Origin of the sequence: Streptomyces sp. NPDC050085, from assembly GCF_044460595.1 — a bacterium.
In the GTDB taxonomy this organism is placed as follows: Bacteria; Actinomycetota; Actinomycetes; order Streptomycetales; family Streptomycetaceae; genus Streptomyces.
This window is the reverse complement of sequence record NZ_JBITJZ010000003.1, coordinates 175,077-193,960: the sequence shown is the minus strand read 5'-3', so window position 1 is coordinate 193,960 and position 18,884 is coordinate 175,077. Positions and strand designations below refer to the sequence as shown.

Below are 18,884 nucleotides of genomic sequence, written 5' to 3'. Positions count from 1 at the left end.
ACGTCCGATGACCGAAGCAGCCGCCCTGCCCGGGCAGCCGCGCGGCGGGGTGCTTTCGGGCCCCGCCACCGCCCGCGCGGTCAACGTCCTCGCGCCGAACGCGTCCGCGATGACCCTCGACGGCACCAACACCTGGATCGTCGCCGAACCCGACAGCGACCTCGCCGTCGTCGTCGACCCGGGCCCGCTGGACGACGACCACCTGAAGAACGTCATCGCCGTCGCCGAGAAGGCGGGCCGCCGCATCGGCCTGACCCTGCTCACGCACGGGCACCCCGACCATGCCGAAGGGGCGGGCAGATTCGCCGAGTTGACGGGCACGAAGGTGCGCGCGCTCGACCCGGCGCTGCGCCTCGGCGACGAGGGACTCGCGGCCGGTGACGTGGTGACGACGGGCGGCCTGGAACTGCGGGTGGTCCCCACCCCCGGCCACACGGCCGACTCGCTCTGCTTCCATCTGCCCGCGGACCAGGCGGTGTTGACCGGCGACACGATCCTGGGCCGCGGCACCACCGTGGTCGCGCACCCGGACGGCCGCCTCGGCGACTACCTGGACACGCTGCGCCGACTGCGCTCGCTGACGGTCGACGACGGCGTGCACACGGTCCTGCCCGGACACGGGCCCGTCCTCGAGGACGCCCAGGGAGCCGTCGAGTTCTACCTCGCGCACCGCGCCCACCGCCTCGCCCAGGTGGAGACCGCCGTCGAGAACGGACACACGTCGTCGTCCGAGGTCGTCGCGCACGTGTACGCCGATGTGGACCGCTCCCTGTGGCCCGCGGCCGAGCTGTCCGTCCTGGCCCAGCTCGACTACCTGCGGGAACACGGCCTGATCTAGCGCCTGATCTGATGTCTGATCTGGTGTCTGATCTGGTGCCTGATCTAGGGAGTGGGGATGTTCAGGGCGGCGAGCCTCGGCGGGTCGGCGATGATGTCGACGCCGATGACCTTGCCGTCCTGGAACGTGAAGGCCAGCACGGCGACGGCCTGACCACGGGGCGCCTGTACGAGGCCGAGGGTGTCGCCGACCAGGGCCGCGTAGGAGCCCGACGCCAACTGCCCGTAGAACGCGGCCTGTTTGGCCACGTCGAGCGCGCCGCGCAGCAACGTGGAGGCGGTGCCGCCGCCCGCGTCGACCCGCAACAGGACGTCGGGGTCCAGGAGTTCGAGCAGCGCCTCGAAGTCGCCGACTCGGGTGGCGGCGAGCCAGGCGTCGACGACGACCCGCTGCCGGGCGATGTCGGTACCGGACGGCGCGGTGGCGCCCTGGACGCGACGCCGGGCGCGGCTGGCCAGCTGGCGGGTGGCGGCGGGGGTGCGCTCGACGATCGGCGCGAGCTCCTCGAACGGCACCGCGAACATGTCGTGCAGCACGAACACGAGCCGCTCCGCGGGCGCCAGCGTGTCCATGACGACGAGCAGCGCGACCCCGACGGTGTCCGCCAGCTCGACCTCCTGGGCCGGGTCGACGGGCCGGATCACGGGGTCCGGCACGTGCACCTCGCTCGTCCCCGGGTCCAGCGGGTCCTCACGGCGCGAGGCGCGCGTACGCAGCATGTCCAGGCAGATCCGCCCGACGACGGTGGTCAGCCAGCCGCTCAGGTTCCGTACGTCGGCGGCATCGGCGCGCTGCAGCCGCAGCCAGCTCTCCTGGACCGCGTCCTCCGCCTCGCTCAGCGAACCGAGCATGCGGTACGCGACGGACCGCAGCCGCGTGCGCTCCGCCTGGAACCGGGCGGCGAGCTCGGCCGGGTCGAGCTCGGTCCGATCGGCCTCGGACTGTGTCATGCCGGATTCCCTTCCAGGCAGCGTTTCCAGTCGGCGTTCGATGCTGTGCTCGGGGCGTTACGTGCAGGGGCCCCGCCACATCGTGTGGCGGGACCCCTGCGCGAAGGTCGTACGTACGCGGTCCGCTGCTGGCAGCTGCTCCGCTCAGCGGGAACGCTTGGCGAGGCGCTCCACGTCCAGCAGGATCACGGCGCGGGCCTCCAGGCGCAGCCAGCCGCGGCCTGCGAAGTCGGCCAGCGCCTTGTTGACCGTCTCGCGCGAGGCGCCGACCAGCTGGGCCAGCTCCTCCTGCGTCAGGTCGTGCACGACGTGGATGCCCTCTTCGGACTGCACGCCGAAGCGGCGCGACAGGTCGAGGAGCGCGCGGGCGACACGGCCCGGCACGTCCGAGAAGACGAGGTCGGACATCTGGTCGTTGGTCTTGCGCAGGCGCCGGGCGACGGCGCGCAGCAGGGCGGCGGCCACCTCCGGTCGCGCGTTGAGCCAGGGCTGGAGGTCGCCGTGGCCGAGGCCGAGCAGCTTCACCTCGGTCAGCGCGCTGGCGGTCGCGGTCCGCGGACCGGGGTCGAAGAGCGACAGCTCTCCGATGAGCTCACCCGGGCCGAGCACGGCGAGCATGTTCTCCCGGCCGTCGGGGGATGTGCGGTGGAGCTTCACCTTGCCCTCGGTGACCACGTACAGGCGGTCTCCGGGGTCGCCCTCGTGGAACAGCGCGTCGCCGCGTGCGAGGGTCACCTCACTCATGGAGGCGCGGAGCTCCGCGGCCTGCTCGTCATCGAGCGCCGCGAAGAGCGGGGCGCGCCGCAGAACGTCGTCCACGAGTTTCTCTCCTATGTCGCCTGCACTGTGGGGAACTGTCGGGAAAGGTATTTCCCGCTCCCCATTTTGCCGGACGGTCCAAACAGTGTGATCAGTCACTCAGACACAAGTCTGCCGCACCTGCGTCACAACCCGAGGGGGAGGGGGCCAATCGGGGACCGATCCGGTGGCTCCGGGGCGGATGTCGGTGGTGACCTTTAGGCTGGCCGGGTGTCCAAAAAGCCGGTGACAGCGCAGGCGGAGGGGGCTGACACGGTGCCAGCCGAACATGATTCCGCTGTGGGCGAACACCCGGTTGAGCAGCCCGTGCCCGCACTTGGAGAGGCCGCGTAGCCGATGCCCGCGAAGAAGAAGACACCCACGACCAGGACACCCGCCGCCTCCGGCGCGTCCGGCGCGACGAAGACCCCCGCGGCGGATCCGACGACCCGGAAGCCGGCCCCTGCGAAGGGGACGGCCGGACGGAAGTCCGCTGCGGCGAAGGGGGCGCCTGCGGAGGCCGCGCCTGCGGAGACGGCGTCGGCGAGTGCGGCGTCGGCCAAGGCGGCGCCTGCGGAGGCTGCGTCCGCGAAGACGGCGTCGAAGGGGGCGTCCGCGAAGGGGGCGGCTGCCAAGGCGGCGCCGACCAAGACGGTGTCTGCCACGGCGGAAGCCGCGAAGGCGGGGCGCACCAAGGCGGCGCCTGCGAAGACGGCGCCTGCGAAGACGGCGTCGAAGGGGGCGTCCGCGAAGGGGGCGGCTGCCAAGGCGGCGCCGACCAAGACGGTGTCTGCCACGGCGGAAGCCGCGAAGACGGGGCGCACCAAGTCGAAGCCTGCCAAGGCGGCGCCTGCGAAGACGGCGTCCGCGAAGACGGCGTCGAAGGGGGCGTCCGCGAAGGGGGCGGCTGCCAAGGCGGCGCCGACCAAGACGGCGTCCGCCAAGACAGCGCGCACCAAGGCAGCGCCTGCGAAGACTGCACGCACCACGGCGGAGCCTGCGAATGCGGCGCCCGGCCAGGCGGGTTCCGCCAAGGCGGAAGCCCCGAAGACGGGGCGTACCAAGGCGGCGCCCGCGAAGGCGGCGTCTGCCAAGACAGCGCCTGCGAAGTCGGTGGCCGTGCGGGCGGCGTCTGCCAAGTCGCAGCCCGCCAAGACTGCGCCTGGCCAGGCGGCGGCCGCCAAGTCGGTGCCCGCGAAGACAGCGCGTACCAAGGTGGCACCCGCCAGCACGGCGCCCGCCAAGTCGGAACCCGCGAAGACGGGGCGCACTACTGCGGCGCCCGCGAAGTCCCCAGCCGCGAAGTCCCCAGCCGCGAAGTCGACGCCTGCGAAGACAGCGCGCACCAAGACGTCGCCCGCCAAGGCAGCGCCCTCCAAGACGGGGGTCGCCAAGACGCGGCCCGCCAAGGCCGCAGCCAAGAAGCCCGCAGCCGGATCCGAGACCCGTACCGCTCTGGTCCGGCGGGCCCGCAGGATTGATCGGGAGCTTGCGGAGACGTATCCGTACGCGCACCCGGAGCTGGACTTCGAGAATCCGTTCCAGCTGGTGGTCGCCACCGTGATGTCCGCCCAGACGACCGACCTGCGGGTCAATCAGACGACCCCGGCGCTGTTCGCCAAGTACCCGACCCCGGAGGACCTGGCCGCGGCGAACCCGGAGGAGGTCGAGGAGATCATCCGGCCGACCGGGTTCTTCCGGGCCAAGACGAAGTCGATCATGGGGCTCGCGAAGGCCCTGGCGGAGGACTTCGGCGGCGAGGTGCCCGGCCGCCTCGAGGACCTGGTCAAGCTGCCCGGCGTAGGACGGAAGACGGCGTTCGTCGTGCTCGGGAACGCGTTCGGGCGGCCCGGCATCACCGTGGACACCCACTTCGGCCGTCTCGTACGGCGGTGGAAGTGGACGGAGGAGACCGACCCGGACAAGGTCGAGAAGGCGATCGGCGAGCTGTTCCCGAAGAGCGAGTGGACGATGCTGAGCCACCACGTGATCTTCCACGGCCGCCGCATCTGCCACGCCCGCAAACCGGCCTGCGGCGCCTGCCCCATCGCCCCGCTCTGCCCGGCGTTCGGCGAGGGCGAGACGGACCCGGAGAAGGCGAAGAAGCTGCTGAAGTACGAGAAGGGCGGCTTCCCCGGACAGCGGCTCAAGCCGCCGCAGTCCTACCTCGACGCGGGCGGCATCCCGGCCCCGCCGCTGGGCGGCACGACGGGCTGACGGAACGAATGGGGGGTGGCCGGGCGTTGGGCCCACACGACAAGGACGGGGGCGGCGGGATGAAGCACGTGAGCGACGTGAGCGACGTGAGTGACGTGAGTGAGTCGGACGGGATCGAGTCCATCGGAGAGGTCGAGGTCGAGGTCGAGGTCGGGGGCGAGAGCGAGAGCAGAGGGCTCCGCGCGCCCTCAGGCCCCCCATCCACCCCATCCACCCCATCCATCTCATCCACCCCATCCACCTCCGCCACCCCCAAGACGCCGCACGTCCCCGACGTCACCCTGCGCCCCGAAGGACTCCCCGACTGGCTCGCCCCCGTCGAGGAAGCGGCCCGCACCCTCCGCGGCGACCAGCTCAGCCGCTTCCTGCCCCCGGAGAGCGGCGGCGGTCGCCAGTCCGCGGTCCTGGTCCTGTTCGGCGAGGGTGCCCGCGGCCCCGAGCTGCTGCTGATGGAGCGCTCCGGCTCCCTCAGATCGCACGCGGGCCAGCCCTCCTTCCCCGGCGGCGCCCTGGACCCGGAGGACGGCGACCCGCGCACCGAGGGCCCGCTGCGCGCCGCCCTGCGCGAGGCCTGGGAGGAGACGGGCCTGGACCCGCGCGGCGTCCAGCTCTTCGGCGTGCTGCCGAAGCTGTACATCCCGGTGAGCAGTTTCGTCGTCACGCCCGTACTGGGCTGGTGGCGCGAGCCCACCCCCGTGTCCGCGGTCGACCCCGCGGAGACGGCCCGCGTCTTCACCGTGCCCGTGGCCGATCTCACGGACCCGGACAACCGCGCGACGACCGTGCACCCACGCGGCCACAAGGGCCCGGCCTTCCTCGTGGAATCGGCGCTGGTCTGGGGCTTCACGGCCGGCGTGATCGACCGGATCCTGCACTACGCGGGCTGGGAGCGGCCCTGGGACCGCTCGAAGACGGTGCCGCTCGACTGGCACGCATGACAGGCTGGCCCGCATGACAGGGTGGGCGCCGTGCCGTTGCCGTCCCGGAGTTGGTCCCGGGACCCTCGGCCGGGACGTGGTGGACCGCAAGACGAGGCGAGGCCCGATTCGGTGAACGTGCTGGACATCCTGCTGCTCGCAGCCGCGGTGTGGTTCGCGATCGTCGGCTACCGCCAGGGTTTCGTCGTCGGCATCCTGTCGGTGATCGGCTTCCTGGGCGGCGGCCTCGTCGCGGTGTACGCGCTGCCCGTCATCTGGGGCGCGGCCACCGACGACGCGGAGGTGACGACGACGGTCACGGTCGTCGCCGTGGTTGTCGTGATCGTCTGTGCCTCGATCGGCCAGGCCTTCACCACGCACTTGGGCAACAAGCTGCGCAGATACATCACTTGGTCCCCGGCCCGGGCCCTCGACGCGACGGGCGGCGCCCTCGTCAACGTAGCGGCGATGCTGCTCGTCGCGTGGCTCATAGGCTCCGCCCTCGCCGGTACGACGCTGCCGACGCTCGGCAAGGAAGTGCGCAGCTCGAAGGTGCTGCTCGGGGTGTCACGGGCGCTGCCGGCGCAGGCGGACACCTGGTTCGCCGACTTCTCCTCCACGCTCGCGCAGAACGGATTCCCCCAGGTCTTCAGCCCGTTCGCGAACGAGCCGATCACCGAGGTCCCGCCGCCCGACCCGGCCCTCGCGAACAGCCCGACCGCGCTGAACGCGAAGCGCTCGATCGTCAAGGTCGTGGGCCAGGCGCCCAGTTGCGGCAAGGTCCTGGAGGGCACGGGCTTCGTCTTCTCCGACCGCCGCGTGATGACGAACGCCCACGTGGTGGGCGGCGTCGACGAGCCGACCGTGCAGATCGGCGGCGAGGGCATCAAGTACGACGCGAAGGTCGTGCTCTACGACTACAAGCGCGACATCGCCGTCCTTGACGTACCCCAACTGAAGGCGCCCCCGCTCCAGTTCGCGTCCACGGATGCCAGGCGTGGCGGCGGCGCGATCGTCGCGGGCTTCCCGGAGAACGGCGCGTACGACGTGCGCCCCGCCCGCGTCCGCGGCCGCATCGCGGCCAAGGGCCCGGACATCTACCACCGCGGCTCGGTCGAGCGCGACGTCTACTCGCTGTACGCGACGGTCCGTCAGGGCAACTCGGGAGGCCCGCTCCTGACGCCCGACGGCCGGGTGTACGGCGTGGTGTTCGCCAAGTCCCTCGACAACGCACAGACCGGCTACGCCCTGTCCGCGGACGAGATCGGCCCCGACATCGCCCAGGGCCGCACGGCCGGCCAGCAGGTCGACACGGACGCCTGCGCGCTGTAGCAGCCGGGAGGCGCGGCCGAGGGACGTGGCCGAGGGACGTGGCCCTAAGGGGTTTTGTGGCGCAGCCGCGCCGACACCCAGCGGGCTCGACGCCGCAGAATGCGCGGAATGCCCAGTTGGGGATCGTGCGCCGCGTACCCCTCCGGCGCCCCCCTCTGGGGAGAGCCCAGCGTCATCGCTGGGCGGCGATTGCGTGCTGCGTCACTGTAGTCGTGCGTCCAGCCCATACCCCGACGTGTGCCCGGGCCTCATGGTCGGTAATCGCCCTCACGGACCCCAATTGGCGTATGCGCCAGGCATTTGGCTGTTCGACGGACAGACGTTCCCGACCGCCCCGCCGAACCTCGCCGTACCTCATCGCACCTCACCGATCCGGCTCGGGATCCTTCAGCCAGTTGACCAGTTCGCTGGAGAACGCGACCGGGTCCTCCTCGTGCGGGAAGTGCCCCAGACCGTCGAACAGTCGCCAGCGGTACGGCGCTTCGACGTACTCGCCGGATCCCGCCGCGCTGCGCGTGCGCATCACCGGGTCGAGCGAGCCGTGCAGATGCAGTGTCGGCACCCGCACGGGCCGCTTCATGCGCCGGTTGAACTGGATGCCGTCGGGCCGCGCCATCGACCGCACCATCCACCGGTACGGCTCGATGGCACAGTGCGCGGTCGACGGGATGCACATGGCGCTGCGGTACGTCTCGACGGCCTCGTCGTCCGGCTGCTGCGGCCCCGACCAGTCCCGTACGAGTCTGCCGACCAACTCCCCGTCGTCCGCGACCAGGTGACGCTCCGGCAGCCAGGGCCGCTGGAAGCCCCAGATGTACGACCCGGCGGTGGTCTGCTTCATGTCCCTGAGCATGGCCGAGCGCCAGCGCCGCGGGTGCGGCATCGACGACACGGCGAGGCGGCGCACCAGCTTGGGCCGCATCACGGCCGCGGTCCACGCCAGGTACCCGCCGAGGTCGTGCCCGACGAGCGCCGCGTCGTGCTCGCCCAGCGAGCGGACGACACCGGTGATGTCGAGCGCCAGGTTCGCCGGGTCGTAACCTCGCGGCGTCCGGTCGCTGCCGCCCACGCCCCGCAGGTCCATGGCGACGGCCCGGAACCCCGCGTCGGCGAGCGTGACGAGCTGGTGCCGCCACGTCCACCAGAACTGCGGGAAGCCGTGCAGGAGCAGCACGAGCGGCCCGTCGCCCATCTCGGCGATGTGGAACCGCGCCCCGTTGGCCGCGACGTCCCGATGGGTCCAGGGACCGTCGAGGCGTACGACTGAGGAGGGCGGCTGTGCGGCCGAAGGAATGGCGGGGTCCGTCATGAAGACGAGCGTGCCACAGCCTCGATGGCCTCGGGGACGCGGTCGCCGGCCGTCACCTGACGGGGGTGCGGCTTGGCGTTCTGCAGTACGCCCGCCGTCTCCTTGAACGAGGCGGCGACCTTCTGCGGCGCCTTGCTCTTCTTGGCCTTCTTCGCGAACACGACGCCGATCAGGCCGAGGAACACGGCGAGCGCCACGCTTGCGGCGAAGGAGAGCAGGAAGCACCAGGCCAGGTTCCAGCCGCCGTTGCCGTTGTGCCCGCCGGTCCAGCTGTTGATGCCGTACGCGAGCGCGAAGCTCAGCATCGGCAGCGAGAAGATCAGCACCGCCGCGGCCACCGTGAACATGCCGCCGCTGGTCGCCCCGCGCTTCACGTCCTGCTTGAGCTGCGCCTTGGCGAGAGCGATCTCGTCGTGCACCAGCGCGGACATCTCGGTCGTCGCCGAGGCGAAGAGCTGGCCGATGCTGCGTTCGGCGCCGACCGGCCTGCCGTCGGGTGCGCTCATCGCGTACTCCCTGTTCTTGTGTCAGTGCTCCGGATGTGCGGACTTGCTGTCAGATCATGCCGGACGCCCGTCCTCGCCGCCTTCCCCGCCTGTCACTTCGGCAAGCCTGCGGTGTTCGGCGGCCTTCTTCTCGTAGATGTCGGCCATCCGGAGGTGGTAGGCGGGCTTGTCCTTCTCGTAGATGTCGGGGATGCCGTCGTTGTCCTCGTCGCGCTCCTCCTCGTCCCACAGCGCGCGGTACTTGGCGTTGCGCATCTTCAGCAGTACGCAGCTCAGGACGGCCGCGATGAGGGAGCCGAGCAGGACCGCGGCCTTGCCCTCGGCGGTGAGCCTGGCATCCCCGGAGAAGGCGAGTTCGTCGATCAACAGGGAGACGGTGAAGCCGATTCCGGCGAGGGAGGCGACGGCGAACACGTCCGGCCACGCCAGTTCGTCGGACAGGGACGCCTTGGTGAACCGGGCCGTCAGCCAGGTGCCGCCGAAGATGCCGACGGCCTTGCCGACGACGAGCCCGAGCACGATGCCGAGCGTCTCCGGCCGGGTGAAGACGTCCCCGAGCGCCCCGCCCGACACCACGACACCGGCGCTGAACAGGGCGAACAGCGGCACCGCGAACCCGGCGGACAGCGGCCGCACCAGGTGCTCGATGTGCTCACCGGGGGAGTGCTCCTCGCCCTCCTCCTTGTGGCAGCGCAGCATCAGGCCCATCGCGACACCGGCGATGGTGGCGTGGATGCCGCTGTTGTACATCAGGCCCCAGATGACCAGGGCGAGCGGAACGTAGACGTACCAGCCGCGCACGCCCTTGCGCGTCAGCAGGTAGAAGACGCCGAGGCCGACGACGGCGCCGGCGAGCGCGGCGAAGTTGATGTCGCTGGTGAAGAAGACGGCGATGATCAGGATCGCGAACAGGTCGTCGACGACGGCGAGCGTGAGCAGGAAGGCCCGCAGGGCGCTCGGCAGTGACGTACCGATGACGGCGAGGACGGCCAGCGCGAAGGCGATGTCGGTCGCGGTCGGTACGGCCCAGCCCTCCATGGAGCCGTCGCCGATCACGTTCACCAGGGTGTAGACGAGGGCGGGCACGGCCATGCCGCAGATCGCGGCGACGACGGGGAGCGCGGCGGCCTTGGGATCGCGCAGATCACCGGCGACGAGCTCGCGCTTGAGCTCGATGCCGGCGACGAAGAAGAAGATCGCGAGGAGTCCGTCGGCGGCCCAGTGCTGCAGGGACAGGTCGAGCCCGAGCGCGGAGGGCCCGATGTGGAACTGGCTGACGGTCTCGTAACTGTGCCGCAGCGCCGGGACGTTGGCCCAGACGAGGGCGGCGATCGCGGCGATGAGGAGCAGGACGCCGCCGACGGTCTCGGCCCGCAGGGCGTCGGCCACGAAGTTCCGCTCGGGCAGGGACAGGCGTCCGAGTACTTTGCGGTCGTTCTTCTGGGGCGCGCTCACGCGTGAGACCTCCGGTCGGGTACGGCTGTTGACTCGCCGACCAGACTTCCCGGCACACCCTGTGGACTTCCTGTCGCGTTCTTGACGCGCCCTTCACCCTACCGGGTGTACGCAAGGCGTACCTGGCGATCTTCACGATACGCACGAAACGGGCACCCGGCGCGCTCGCCGGGTGCCCGTTCGTCCGTCCGTACGTTGTCCCGTACGGCGGGATCAGTCCTCGCTGGGTGCCGCCGGCAGCTTCGTCTGGATCAGGTCCATGACGGAGGAGTCGGTGAGCGTGGTGACGTCACCGAGCTCCCGGTTCTCCGCGACGTCCCGCAGCAGACGGCGCATGATCTTGCCGGACCGCGTCTTGGGCAGCTCGGCGACCGGCAGGACCCGCTTGGGCTTGGCGATCGGGCCGAGCGTGGCGCCCACGTGGTTGCGCAGATCGGCGACCAGGGCTGTGTCGTCGGTGGAGTCCGCGTTCGCGGTGCCGCGCAGGATGACGAACGCGACGATCGCCTGCCCGGTGGTCTCGTCCGCGGCGCCGACGACGGCCGCCTCGGCGACGGCCGGGTGCGAGACGAGCGCCGACTCGACCTCGGTGGTCGAGATGTTGTGCCCGGACACGAGCATCACGTCGTCGACCCGGCCGAGCAGCCAGATGTCGCCGTCGTCGTCCTTCTTGGCACCGTCACCGGCGAAGTACTTGCCCTCGAAGCGCGACCAGTACGTGTCGATGAACCGCTGGTCGTCGCCCCAGATGGTGCGCAGCATCGACGGCCACGGCTCGGTCAGGACGAGGTAGCCGCCCCCGCCGTCCGGCACCTCGTGCGCCTCGTCGTCGACGACGGTCGCGGAGATACCGGGCAGCGCGCGCTGCGCCGAACCCGGCTTCGTCTCGGTCACGCCCGGCAGCGGCGAGATCATCATCGCGCCGGTCTCGGTCTGCCACCAGGTGTCCACGATGGGGCACTTGTCGCCGCCGATGTTCTTGCGGTACCAGACCCACGCCTCGGGGTTGATCGGCTCGCCGACCGACCCGAGCACGCGCAGGCTGGACAGGTCGAACTTCGCGGGGATGTCGTCGCCCCACTTCATGAACGTACGGATCGCGGTGGGCGCCGTGTACAGGATCGTGACGCCGTACTTCTGCACGATCTCCCAGAACCGGCCCTGGTGCGGGGTGTCCGGGGTGCCCTCGTAGATGACCTGCGTCGCACCGTTCGAGAGCGGTCCGTACGTGATGTACGAGTGTCCGGTGACCCAGCCGATGTCGGCGGTGCACCAGTAGACGTCGCTCTCCGGCTTGAGGTCGAAGACGGCGTGGTGCGTGTAGCTGGCCTGCGTCAGGTAGCCGCCCGAGGTGTGCAGGATGCCCTTCGGCTTACCCGTCGTGCCCGACGTGTAGAGGATGAAGAGCGGCTGCTCGGCGTCGAACGCCTGCGGCGTGTGCTCGGCCGACTGCTTGGCGACGACGTCGTGCCACCAGACGTCGCGGCCCTCGGTCCACTCCACGTCCTGCTTCGTGCGCTGCACGACGAGGACCTTGGCGACGCCCTCGACGCGGGTGAGCGCGTCGTCGACGGCCGGCTTGAGGGCCGACGGCTTGCCGCGGCGGTAGCCGCCGTCGGCCGTGATGACGACCTTGGCGTCGGCGTCCTCGATGCGCTTGGCGATGGCGTCGGCGGAGAAGCCGCCGAAGACGACCGAGTGCGCGGCGCCGATGCGGGCGCAGGCCAGCATCGAGACGACGGCCTCGGGGATCATCGGCAGATAGACGGCGACCCGGTCACCGGCCTGAACTCCCAGCTCGGTCAGGGCGTTTGCGGCCCGGCTGACCTCGTCCTTGAGCTCGGCGTAGGTGATCGCCCGGCTGTCGCCCGGCTCGCCCTCGAAGTGGATCGCGACGCGGTCGCCGTTCCCGGCCTCCACGTGCCGGTCCACGCAGTTGTACGCGACGTTCAGCTTGCCGTCGGCGAACCACTTCGCGAACGGCGGGTTCGACCAGTCAAGCGTCTCGGTCGGCTCGGTGGCCCAGGTCAGGCGGCGGGCCTGCTCGGCCCAGAAACCGAGCCGGTCAGCCTTGGCCTGCTCGTACGCCTCGCCGGTGACGTTGGCGTTCGCGGCCAGGTCAGCGGGCGGCGCAAAGCGTCGCTCCTCCTTCAGGAGGTTGGCCAGGCTTTCGTTGCTCACGGAAGTACTCCCTTTCCCAGGGTGCCCGTTGTGTCCCAAGCCACAGCTCACCAGACGCCGACCCCTGGTGACAAGGGGGGTTGGTGAATTGGTTTAGACCTGTAGACGGTTCGGCTCCCGGCCGGACCGGCCGGGAGCCACACGTTCTCACCCCTGGCACGGGGGAGGGAAAGGGTCGGTTCAGGCGCGCGTGGCGCCACTGTCCTCGTACGTGGCGGCCTCGACCTGCCCGAACACCGGGTCCGGGTCCTGCAGCAGATACGCCTGCGCCTCACCGACGTGGAAGTACATCCCGTGCAGTTCGAGAGCGCCCTGCTCCAGCGCTCTGGCCACCGACTCGTGCCTGCGCAGATGCTCCAACTGCTGGACGACGTTGGTCAGACAGAGCTGCTCGATCGCGTCGGCGGGCGCCCGCCCGGCGAGCCGCGCCCACGGCAGGCCCTTGTCGGCCATCCGCTCCAGGCTCGGGACCCCGTGCCGCAGCCAGCGCCTGAGCGGCGTGAGCGCACCGCCCTTGCCGGGCGGCGTGCTCAGCAGCGCCTGCATGGCCCCGCATCCGGAGTGCCCGCACACGGTGATGGACCGCACCTGCAGCACGTCCACGGCGTACTCGATGGCGGCGGCCACCGAGTCGTCCCCGCTCTCGGCGCCGGGCAGGGGCACCAGATTGCCCACGTTCCGTACGACGAAGAGGTCGCCGGGGCCGCTCGACGTGATCATCGAGGTGACGACCCGGGAGTCGGCACAGGTCAGGAAGAGCTGCGTCGGCTTCTGTCCCTCGCGCGCGAGGCGGGCCAGCTCACCGCGGACCAGCGGTGCCGTGTTCCGCTGGAACGCGCTGATGCCACTGGCCAGTTGATGCCCGCCGCGCCGCGGCTCGGCCGTCTCGGGGGTGGTGTGGGTGTGCGGCCGGTCGCAGTGGTGGTTGCGCCAGGGCGTCCACGGCCGGCAGCACGCGTGCGACGCGCTCGCGGGTTCGGAGATGCGGCTCCCCGAGCGTCCCGTCAGTTCCACCTGGCCTCCCTGCGACGTGTGCGTCTTCTCCCAGTCCTGCAGTGCTTCGTACGCGGCGTGGTCCATGAAGGAACCGTCCAACTCCACGACGCAGTCCGCGCCGTGGGGAACCTGGTGCAGCACGCGGCTCAGCCGCGGCACGGCGAGGAACGTCAACTGGCCGCGGACGCGCACCTGGTGGACGCCGCGCGGATCCTCCTCGTGCGTGATGCGGGTGCGGGCGAGGCGGTGCAGCGCGACGGCGACGGCGACCGCGACGCCGAGGCCCACGCCTTCGAGGACGCCGAACACGACGACGCCGAGGGTGGTCACGACGTACACCAGGACCTCACGGTGGCGGGTGACCGTGCGGATGTGGTTCAGGGACACCATCTGGATGCCGACCGCCATCACCAGGGCGGCCAGTGAGGCGAGCGGGATCAGCTCCAGGACGGGGACCAGGAGCAAGGTGGCCACACCTACCCAAACGCCGTGCAGCATCGTGGAGTTCCTGCTGACGCCTCCCGCGTTCACATTCGCCGCCGAGCGGACCGCGACCCCGGCGACGGGCAGCCCGCCGAGCGATCCGGAGACGATGTTCGCGGCGCCCTGGCCGAGCAGCTCCCGGTCCAGGTTCGAGCGGCGCGTCTTCGGCGGCAGGTCGGTCCGCGTGGAGGCGAGCCGGTCGGTGGCGACGGCCCCGAGCAGCGACTGCACGCTGCACACCAGGGTCGTCGTCAGCACGGCGGCGGCGATCCCGAGCACGGGCCCGTCCGGCAGCCCGGCCAGTGCGTGACTGCTCCAGGACGGCAGGTCGACCTCGGGCAGCGTGAGCCCGAACACCGCGGTGACCACGGTCGCGGAGCTCACGGCGACGAGCGCGGCGGGCACCTTGCGGGTGACGCGGCCGAGCCGCCCGGGGATCCGCGGCCAGGCGAACAGCACGGCCAGCGTGAGGATGCTCATGGCCACGGCCGCGGGGTGCAGGTTCGCCAACTGGGCGGGCAGCGCGGCCAGGTTGTCGAGCACGGCGCTCTCGGGGGTGCCGCCGAGGACGATGTGCAACTGGGCGACGGCGATGGTGATGCCGATGCCGGCGAGCATGCCGTGCACGACCGCGGGGCTGACGGCGAGCGCCGTCCGGGCCACCCGCAGGCAGCCGAGCCCGATCTGTGCGAGGCCCGCCATCACGGTGATGGCGCAGGTGGTCCGCCAGCCGTAGCGCTGGATCAGCTCGGCGGTGACCACGGTCAGGCCCGCGGCGGGGCCGCTGACCTGGAGCGGGGCGCCGCCCAGGAAGCCGGCGACGATCCCGCCGACGGCGGCGGCGACGAGCCCCGATTCGAGGGGCGCGCCGGTCGCCAGGGCGATGCCCAGGGACAGGGGCAGTGCGATCAGGAAGACCGCGATGGACGCCGACAGATCGGCGCCCGCGAGGTGGAAGCGGCGGCGGGGCGCCGGTGGGGGACTGTGTGCCGTGCGGGCGGCGGCTTGCGGCTCGTCCGTCCGGTCGGAGTCATCGGCACGTGTGGGTACGCAGGCTGACATGTTTTCCCGTCTCCTCCGGGGTGCAGCGCGGTCGCGGAATGTGGGGGACCCCTGAGTGGTGGGTGGGGTCGATCGCGGCCGTGGTTCACGGCGTGCAGCGGCGGGATGAAATCAACGCTCGGTAAATGGATCGTAATGCAGAGTAAAGGTTGTGGACGGATTAACCGGGCAAATGGGGTAATCATTCACCCCGGGGAGTGAATAGGAATCTTGGTCGGCTTGTCGTACAAGTTCCGTGCGGGCCTCGTGCGACGTTGGCGGAGCCGCTCGCCAGAAAGCGGGCATTTCTCGCATTCATCACCGTCTTGCAGGCCGACTCCAAGGAAGTAGGTGGGCGGAAGATGGCCGCCACCCAGAGGACCGCCACCCTGAGGATCACCGCGGCCGTCGCCGCCGCGGCGGCGTGCGCCGCCGTCCTCGCCGGGTGCGCAACCAGCGAACAGGGGGCCGCGGGCGCGCCCAAGCAGGGCGCCCCGGGCCCGAAGAAGGCCGCGGCGCCTCCTGCCAATGCCCCCGGCAGCGTGCTCCGCCTGATCGGCGACGGCTCGACCGCGTACACGGGAACGCAGCCGCGGCTGCCACGGGCCGAGCGGCTCAGACCGGGTCAGAAGCCCCCGCAGTTCGTGGTCTTCTCGTGGGACGGCGCCGGTGAGGACAGCCAGAAGCTGTTCTCCCACTTCCGCAAGGTCGCCAAGGCGAACAACGCGACCATGACGTACTTCCTCAGCGGCGTGTACATGCTCCCCGAGAAGAAGGCGGACCTGTACCACGCGCCCCAGCACTCCCCGGGCCGCTCGGACATCGGCTTCAACGACGTCAAGGGAATCCAGGACACCGTCGAGCAACTGCGCGGCGCCTGGCTCGAGGGCAACGAGATCGGCACCCACTTCAACGGCCACTTCTGCGGCAAGGGCGGCGGCGTCGGCGAGTGGTCGGTCGCCGAGTGGAAGAGCGAGATCCAGCAGGCCAAGAACTTCGTGAAGGGCTGGAAGACCAACACCGGCCTGAAGAAGGCCGCCCCGCTGCCCTTCGACTACGACAAGGAACTCGTCGGCGCCCGCACCCCCTGCCTCGAGGGGCAGCAGAACTTCATGCGCGCGGCCCGCGACCTGGGCTTCCGCTACGACACCAGCGGCGTCAACAACCAGCTGTGGCCCAAGAAGAAGAACGGCCTGTGGGACCTGTCCATGCAGCTCGTCCCCTTCCTCGGGCACTCCTACGAGCAGCTGACCATGGACTACAACTTCATGGTCAACCAGTCGGGCACGGCGACCCAGGGCGACCCCGACAAGCAGGCGTACTGGGGCGACCAGATGCGCGACAGCCTGCTCGCGGGCTTCAATCGTGCCTACAAGGGCAACCGCGCCCCGCTGATCATCGGCAACCACTTCGAGTCCTGGAACGGCGGCAACTACATGCGCGCCGTCGAGGAGACGGTCCAGGCGGTCTGCAGCAAGCCCGAGACCCGCTGCGTCTCCTTCCGGCAGCTCGCCGACTGGCTGGACGCACAGGACCCGAAGACGCTGGCCAGGCTCACCACGCTCGAGGTCGGGCAGGCGCCCAAGCAGGGCTGGCCGGCCTTCCTCGCCGACAAGCCGGCCCCGGCCCCCAAGGGGGTACCGGGCGCACCGGCCGCCAAGTCCTAGGCTCTGTCGGTCGGTTGAGCGTCACGCGGACGCGGTGACGCTCTCCTGAAGCACGAACCCGGGGTCGACCTGAGCCGCCAGGTCGGCCCCCGTCTTCTCATTGCCCCAGCTCTGCGCGTTCTTCAGGTGGAAGTGCACCATCTGCCGCGTGTAGCGCTCCCAGTCGCGGGCCTCGTACGTCGCGTCGGCGGCGGCCTGGAGGGTGCGCAGAGCCGCCCTGTTGGTCTCCTCCAGGAGCTCGAAGCGCGGCGGGCGCCCCTTCTCCATGGCGCGCACCCAGTCCGAGTGCCCGACGGTCACGAGCAGGTCGTCGCCGACCTCCGAGCGCAGGAAGTCGAGGTCGTCCTCGCCCTGCACCTTGTTCCCCACGACCTTCAGGGCGATGCCGAAGTCCCGTGCGTACTCCTTGTACTGGCGATAGACCGAGACTCCCTTCCGTGTCGGCTCGGCGACGAGGAACGTCATGTCGAAGCGGGTGAACATGCCGGAGGCGAAGGAGTCGGAGCCCGCGGTCATGTCGACCACCACGTACTCGCCGCGGCCGTCGACGAGGTGGTTCAGGCACAGCTCCACCGCTCCGGTCTTGGAGTGGTAGCAGGCGACACCGAGGTCGGCCTCGGTGAAGGGTCCGGTGACCATCAAACGCACGGCGTCGTCGTCGAGTTCCACGGATCGGGCGCACGCGTCGTACACCGGATTGTTCTCGCGCACGCGCAGCAGCCGCGAGCCTTCTCCGGGCGGCGTCGTCTTGATCATCGTGTCGGCCGAGGCGATCCGCGGGTTCGAGCCGCGCAGATAGTCCTTGATGAGCGGCAGCCGCGCGCCCATGGCGGGCAGTTCGGCGGCGACGTCGTCGTCGAGCCCGAGCGCGGCCCCGAGGTGCTGGTTGATGTCGGCGTCGACGGCGACGACGGGGGAGCCGGTGGTGGCGAGGTGACGGATGAAGAGCGAGGACAGCGTGGTCTTGCCGCTGCCGCCCTTCCCCACGAAAGCGATCTTCATGTTCACGTAGGGTAGCGGTGTCGTCGCGATGCGTGTCCTGCTCGCGTGAAGAAGACCACTCCTTCGTGGGGCGCGGGCCCCGGGCCCGTACTGTCGTACTCATGAGTACGACAGCCGATCCCCTGGCCGCTCTCGGGACGCTCCCCGGCGTGAGCGACTCCGTGGACTCCGTGCGCAAGGCCGTGGACCGGGTCTACGGACACCGGGTCATGCGGCGTCGCAGCAACGAGGTCACCTCAGAGGCCGCGCTGCGCGGCGCGCGCGGCAGTGCGGCGCTGTCCGGCGCCGACTGGGCACTCGAAGAGGTGCGCCGGCGCTCGGACTTCAGTGGTGCGGCAGGCGACGAGGAGGCGCGCACGGTCGGCGCGGCCCTACGGCTGACCGCCGAGGCGGGTCAACTCCTGTCCATCTGGCGGCAGTCGCCGCTGCGGGTCCTCGCGCGGCTGCACCTGGTCGCGGCCGCCGACCAGTCGGACGCGGTGGGTCGCCCGCGCACGCCGGGCGAGCCCGTCGACGAACCGCTCGTCGAGCTTCCGGTGCCGGGTGCGGACGAGGTGGCGGGCCGCCTCGAAGGGCTCGCCCAGCTGATCATCGCGGGGAGCTCGGCGCCCGCCCTGGTGAGCGCCGCCGTGGTGCACGGCGAGCTCCTCGCGCTGCGCCCCTTCGGTTCCCACAACGGCCTGGTCGCGCGCGCGGCCGAGCGCATCGTCCTGGTGGGCAGCGGTCTCGACCCGAAGTCCATCTGCCCGGCCGAGGTGGGATACGCGGAGCTGGGGCGCGCCGCCTATGTGGCCGCGCTCGAGGGCTATGTCTCCGGTACGCCGGAGGGGATGGCGGCGTGGATCGCCCACTGCGGCAAGGCGGTTGAGCTCGGGGTGCGGGAGTCGACCGCGGTGTGCGAGGCGCTGCAGCGCGGCGCCGCGTAGGACGTCAGAAGGCCGGAAGGTCCCTGGAACAAGGGTGCGGCGGTACGAGTTCTCGTACCGCCGCTGGCATGATTCGCCGGGTTACCAAGCGTCCTCGATGTGTTGCCCATCAGGTCGGGAGCTTCGCCCGTCACCTGGTGCGGCTGGCCCGTAATCGACGGGTCGACGTCGCGTGGGTGCCCGGTGTTCATGCTTCGGTCCGTGGGGCCTTGGTTGCGTTTAAAGGTGATCCTCTCGGATGTCCTTGGTCTCGCGGGCCGTTGACT

At 70.8% G+C, this 18,884-nt stretch carries 16 protein-coding genes; 6 read left to right on the top strand and 10 right to left on the bottom strand.

Going from position 1 to position 18,884, the window contains the following annotated elements; translation table 11 throughout:
• Nucleotides 1-7: 7 nt before the first annotated feature.
• On the top strand, nt 8-838 hold the full coding sequence (locus ACIBUY_RS13290) for an MBL fold metallo-hydrolase (protein ID WP_365564662.1): 831 nt from the start codon (nt 8-10) through the stop codon (nt 836-838).
• 44 nt (nt 839-882) lie between these two features.
• Here the strand turns inward: ACIBUY_RS13290 and ACIBUY_RS13285 are convergent, their stop codons facing one another.
• The 3 genes from ACIBUY_RS13285 to ACIBUY_RS13275 all read right to left on the bottom strand — a co-directional run bounded on the left by ACIBUY_RS13285 (nt 883) and on the right by ACIBUY_RS13275 (nt 3,818).
• On the bottom strand, nt 883-1,788 hold the full coding sequence (locus tag ACIBUY_RS13285; RefSeq protein ID WP_399152590.1) for a sigma-70 family RNA polymerase sigma factor: 906 nt from the start codon (nt 1,786-1,788) through the stop codon (nt 883-885).
• A 144-nt stretch (nt 1,789-1,932) separates the two neighbouring features.
• Nucleotides 1,933-2,607 carry a Crp/Fnr family transcriptional regulator gene (locus tag ACIBUY_RS13280; protein WP_016642758.1) on the bottom strand — a complete coding sequence of 225 codons (675 nt, stop codon included), beginning with the start codon at nt 2,605-2,607 and terminating at the stop codon, nt 1,933-1,935.
• Between the two features lie 197 nt (nt 2,608-2,804).
• The gene (locus ACIBUY_RS13275; protein WP_399152589.1) at nt 2,805-3,818 is read right to left on the bottom strand and encodes a hypothetical protein; all 1,014 of its coding nucleotides are present in this window, start codon (nt 3,816-3,818) and stop codon (nt 2,805-2,807) included.
• Between ACIBUY_RS13275 and nth the strand changes: the two genes are divergently transcribed.
• The 3 genes from nth to ACIBUY_RS13260 all read left to right on the top strand — a co-directional run bounded on the left by nth (nt 3,706) and on the right by ACIBUY_RS13260 (nt 7,052).
• Nucleotides 3,706-4,803, top strand: a complete 1,098-nt coding sequence (gene nth, locus ACIBUY_RS13270; RefSeq protein ID WP_399152588.1) for an endonuclease III — start codon at nt 3,706-3,708, stop codon at nt 4,801-4,803. The two genes, ACIBUY_RS13275 and nth, sit on opposite strands and share 113 nt — an antisense overlap.
• A gap of 281 nt (nt 4,804-5,084) precedes the next feature.
• Nucleotides 5,085-5,741 (top strand): NUDIX hydrolase, encoded by a 657-nt coding sequence (locus ACIBUY_RS13265; RefSeq protein WP_399152870.1) that lies wholly within the window; start codon nt 5,085-5,087, stop codon nt 5,739-5,741.
• Between the two features lie 111 nt (nt 5,742-5,852).
• Entirely contained in the window at nt 5,853-7,052 is a 1,200-nt protein-coding gene (locus tag ACIBUY_RS13260) for a MarP family serine protease (protein ID WP_365564654.1), read from the top strand.
• A gap of 44 nt (nt 7,053-7,096) precedes the next feature.
• On the opposite strand, the gene ACIBUY_RS13255 is transcribed toward ACIBUY_RS13260, so the two are convergent.
• From ACIBUY_RS13255 to ACIBUY_RS13230, 6 genes are all read right to left on the bottom strand, one after another.
• Nucleotides 7,097-7,279: a hypothetical protein gene (locus ACIBUY_RS13255; protein WP_365564652.1), complete on the bottom strand. Its 183-nt coding sequence runs from the start codon at nt 7,277-7,279 to the stop codon at nt 7,097-7,099.
• Nucleotides 7,280-7,416: 137 nt separating this feature from the next.
• Nucleotides 7,417-8,361, bottom strand: a complete 945-nt coding sequence (locus tag ACIBUY_RS13250) for an alpha/beta fold hydrolase (protein ID WP_399152587.1) — start codon at nt 8,359-8,361, stop codon at nt 7,417-7,419.
• Nucleotides 8,358-8,867 carry a phage holin family protein gene (locus ACIBUY_RS13245; RefSeq protein ID WP_365564647.1) on the bottom strand — a complete coding sequence of 170 codons (510 nt, stop codon included), beginning with the start codon at nt 8,865-8,867 and terminating at the stop codon, nt 8,358-8,360. Before ACIBUY_RS13245 ends, ACIBUY_RS13250 begins: the two co-directional genes overlap by 4 nt.
• Nucleotides 8,868-8,921: 54 nt before the next feature.
• A complete protein-coding gene (gene nhaA, locus ACIBUY_RS13240; RefSeq protein ID WP_365564646.1) occupies nt 8,922-10,322 on the bottom strand; it encodes a Na+/H+ antiporter NhaA in 1,401 nt (466 codons plus the stop codon).
• A 213-nt stretch (nt 10,323-10,535) separates the two neighbouring features.
• Nucleotides 10,536-12,503, bottom strand: coding sequence for an acetate--CoA ligase (gene acs, locus ACIBUY_RS13235; RefSeq protein ID WP_365564643.1), 1,968 nt, complete (start codon nt 12,501-12,503; stop codon nt 10,536-10,538).
• Nucleotides 12,504-12,683: 180 nt separating this feature from the next.
• Nucleotides 12,684-15,044 (bottom strand): bifunctional SulP family inorganic anion transporter/carbonic anhydrase, encoded by a 2,361-nt coding sequence (locus ACIBUY_RS13230; protein ID WP_365564641.1) that lies wholly within the window; start codon nt 15,042-15,044, stop codon nt 12,684-12,686.
• A 341-nt stretch (nt 15,045-15,385) separates the two neighbouring features.
• Here ACIBUY_RS13230 and ACIBUY_RS13225 point away from each other — a divergent pair, with 341 nt between their 5' ends.
• Nucleotides 15,386-16,690: a hypothetical protein gene (locus ACIBUY_RS13225; protein ID WP_365564638.1), complete on the top strand. Its 1,305-nt coding sequence runs from the start codon at nt 15,386-15,388 to the stop codon at nt 16,688-16,690.
• Between the two features lie 21 nt (nt 16,691-16,711).
• Here the strand turns inward: ACIBUY_RS13225 and ACIBUY_RS13220 are convergent, their stop codons facing one another.
• Nucleotides 16,712-17,692, bottom strand: a complete 981-nt coding sequence (locus tag ACIBUY_RS13220; protein ID WP_399152586.1) for an ATP-binding protein — start codon at nt 17,690-17,692, stop codon at nt 16,712-16,714.
• Between the two features lie 101 nt (nt 17,693-17,793).
• Between ACIBUY_RS13220 and ACIBUY_RS13215 the strand changes: the two genes are divergently transcribed.
• The gene (locus ACIBUY_RS13215; protein WP_365579580.1) at nt 17,794-18,618 is read left to right on the top strand and encodes an oxidoreductase; all 825 of its coding nucleotides are present in this window, start codon (nt 17,794-17,796) and stop codon (nt 18,616-18,618) included.
• Nucleotides 18,619-18,884: the final 266 nt, after the last annotated feature.

Coding starts and splice junctions, on each gene's coding strand:
- ACIBUY_RS13215 (WP_365579580.1), top strand. CDS start 17,794: ATGAGTACGACAGCCGATCCCCTGGCCGCTCTCGGGACGCTCCCCGGC.
- ACIBUY_RS13230 (WP_365564641.1), bottom strand. CDS start 15,044: ATGTCAGCCTGCGTACCCACACGTGCCGATGACTCCGACCGGACGGAC.
- ACIBUY_RS13255 (WP_365564652.1), bottom strand. CDS start 7,279: ATGGGCTGGACGCACGACTACAGTGACGCAGCACGCAATCGCCGCCCA.
- ACIBUY_RS13250 (WP_399152587.1), bottom strand. CDS start 8,361: ATGACGGACCCCGCCATTCCTTCGGCCGCACAGCCGCCCTCCTCAGTC.
- ACIBUY_RS13290 (WP_365564662.1), top strand. CDS start 8: ATGACCGAAGCAGCCGCCCTGCCCGGGCAGCCGCGCGGCGGGGTGCTT.
- ACIBUY_RS13220 (WP_399152586.1), bottom strand. CDS start 17,692: ATGAAGATCGCTTTCGTGGGGAAGGGCGGCAGCGGCAAGACCACGCTG.
- ACIBUY_RS13245 (WP_365564647.1), bottom strand. CDS start 8,867: ATGAGCGCACCCGACGGCAGGCCGGTCGGCGCCGAACGCAGCATCGGC.
- ACIBUY_RS13285 (WP_399152590.1), bottom strand. CDS start 1,788: ATGACACAGTCCGAGGCCGATCGGACCGAGCTCGACCCGGCCGAGCTC.
- ACIBUY_RS13225 (WP_365564638.1), top strand. CDS start 15,386: ATGGCCGCCACCCAGAGGACCGCCACCCTGAGGATCACCGCGGCCGTC.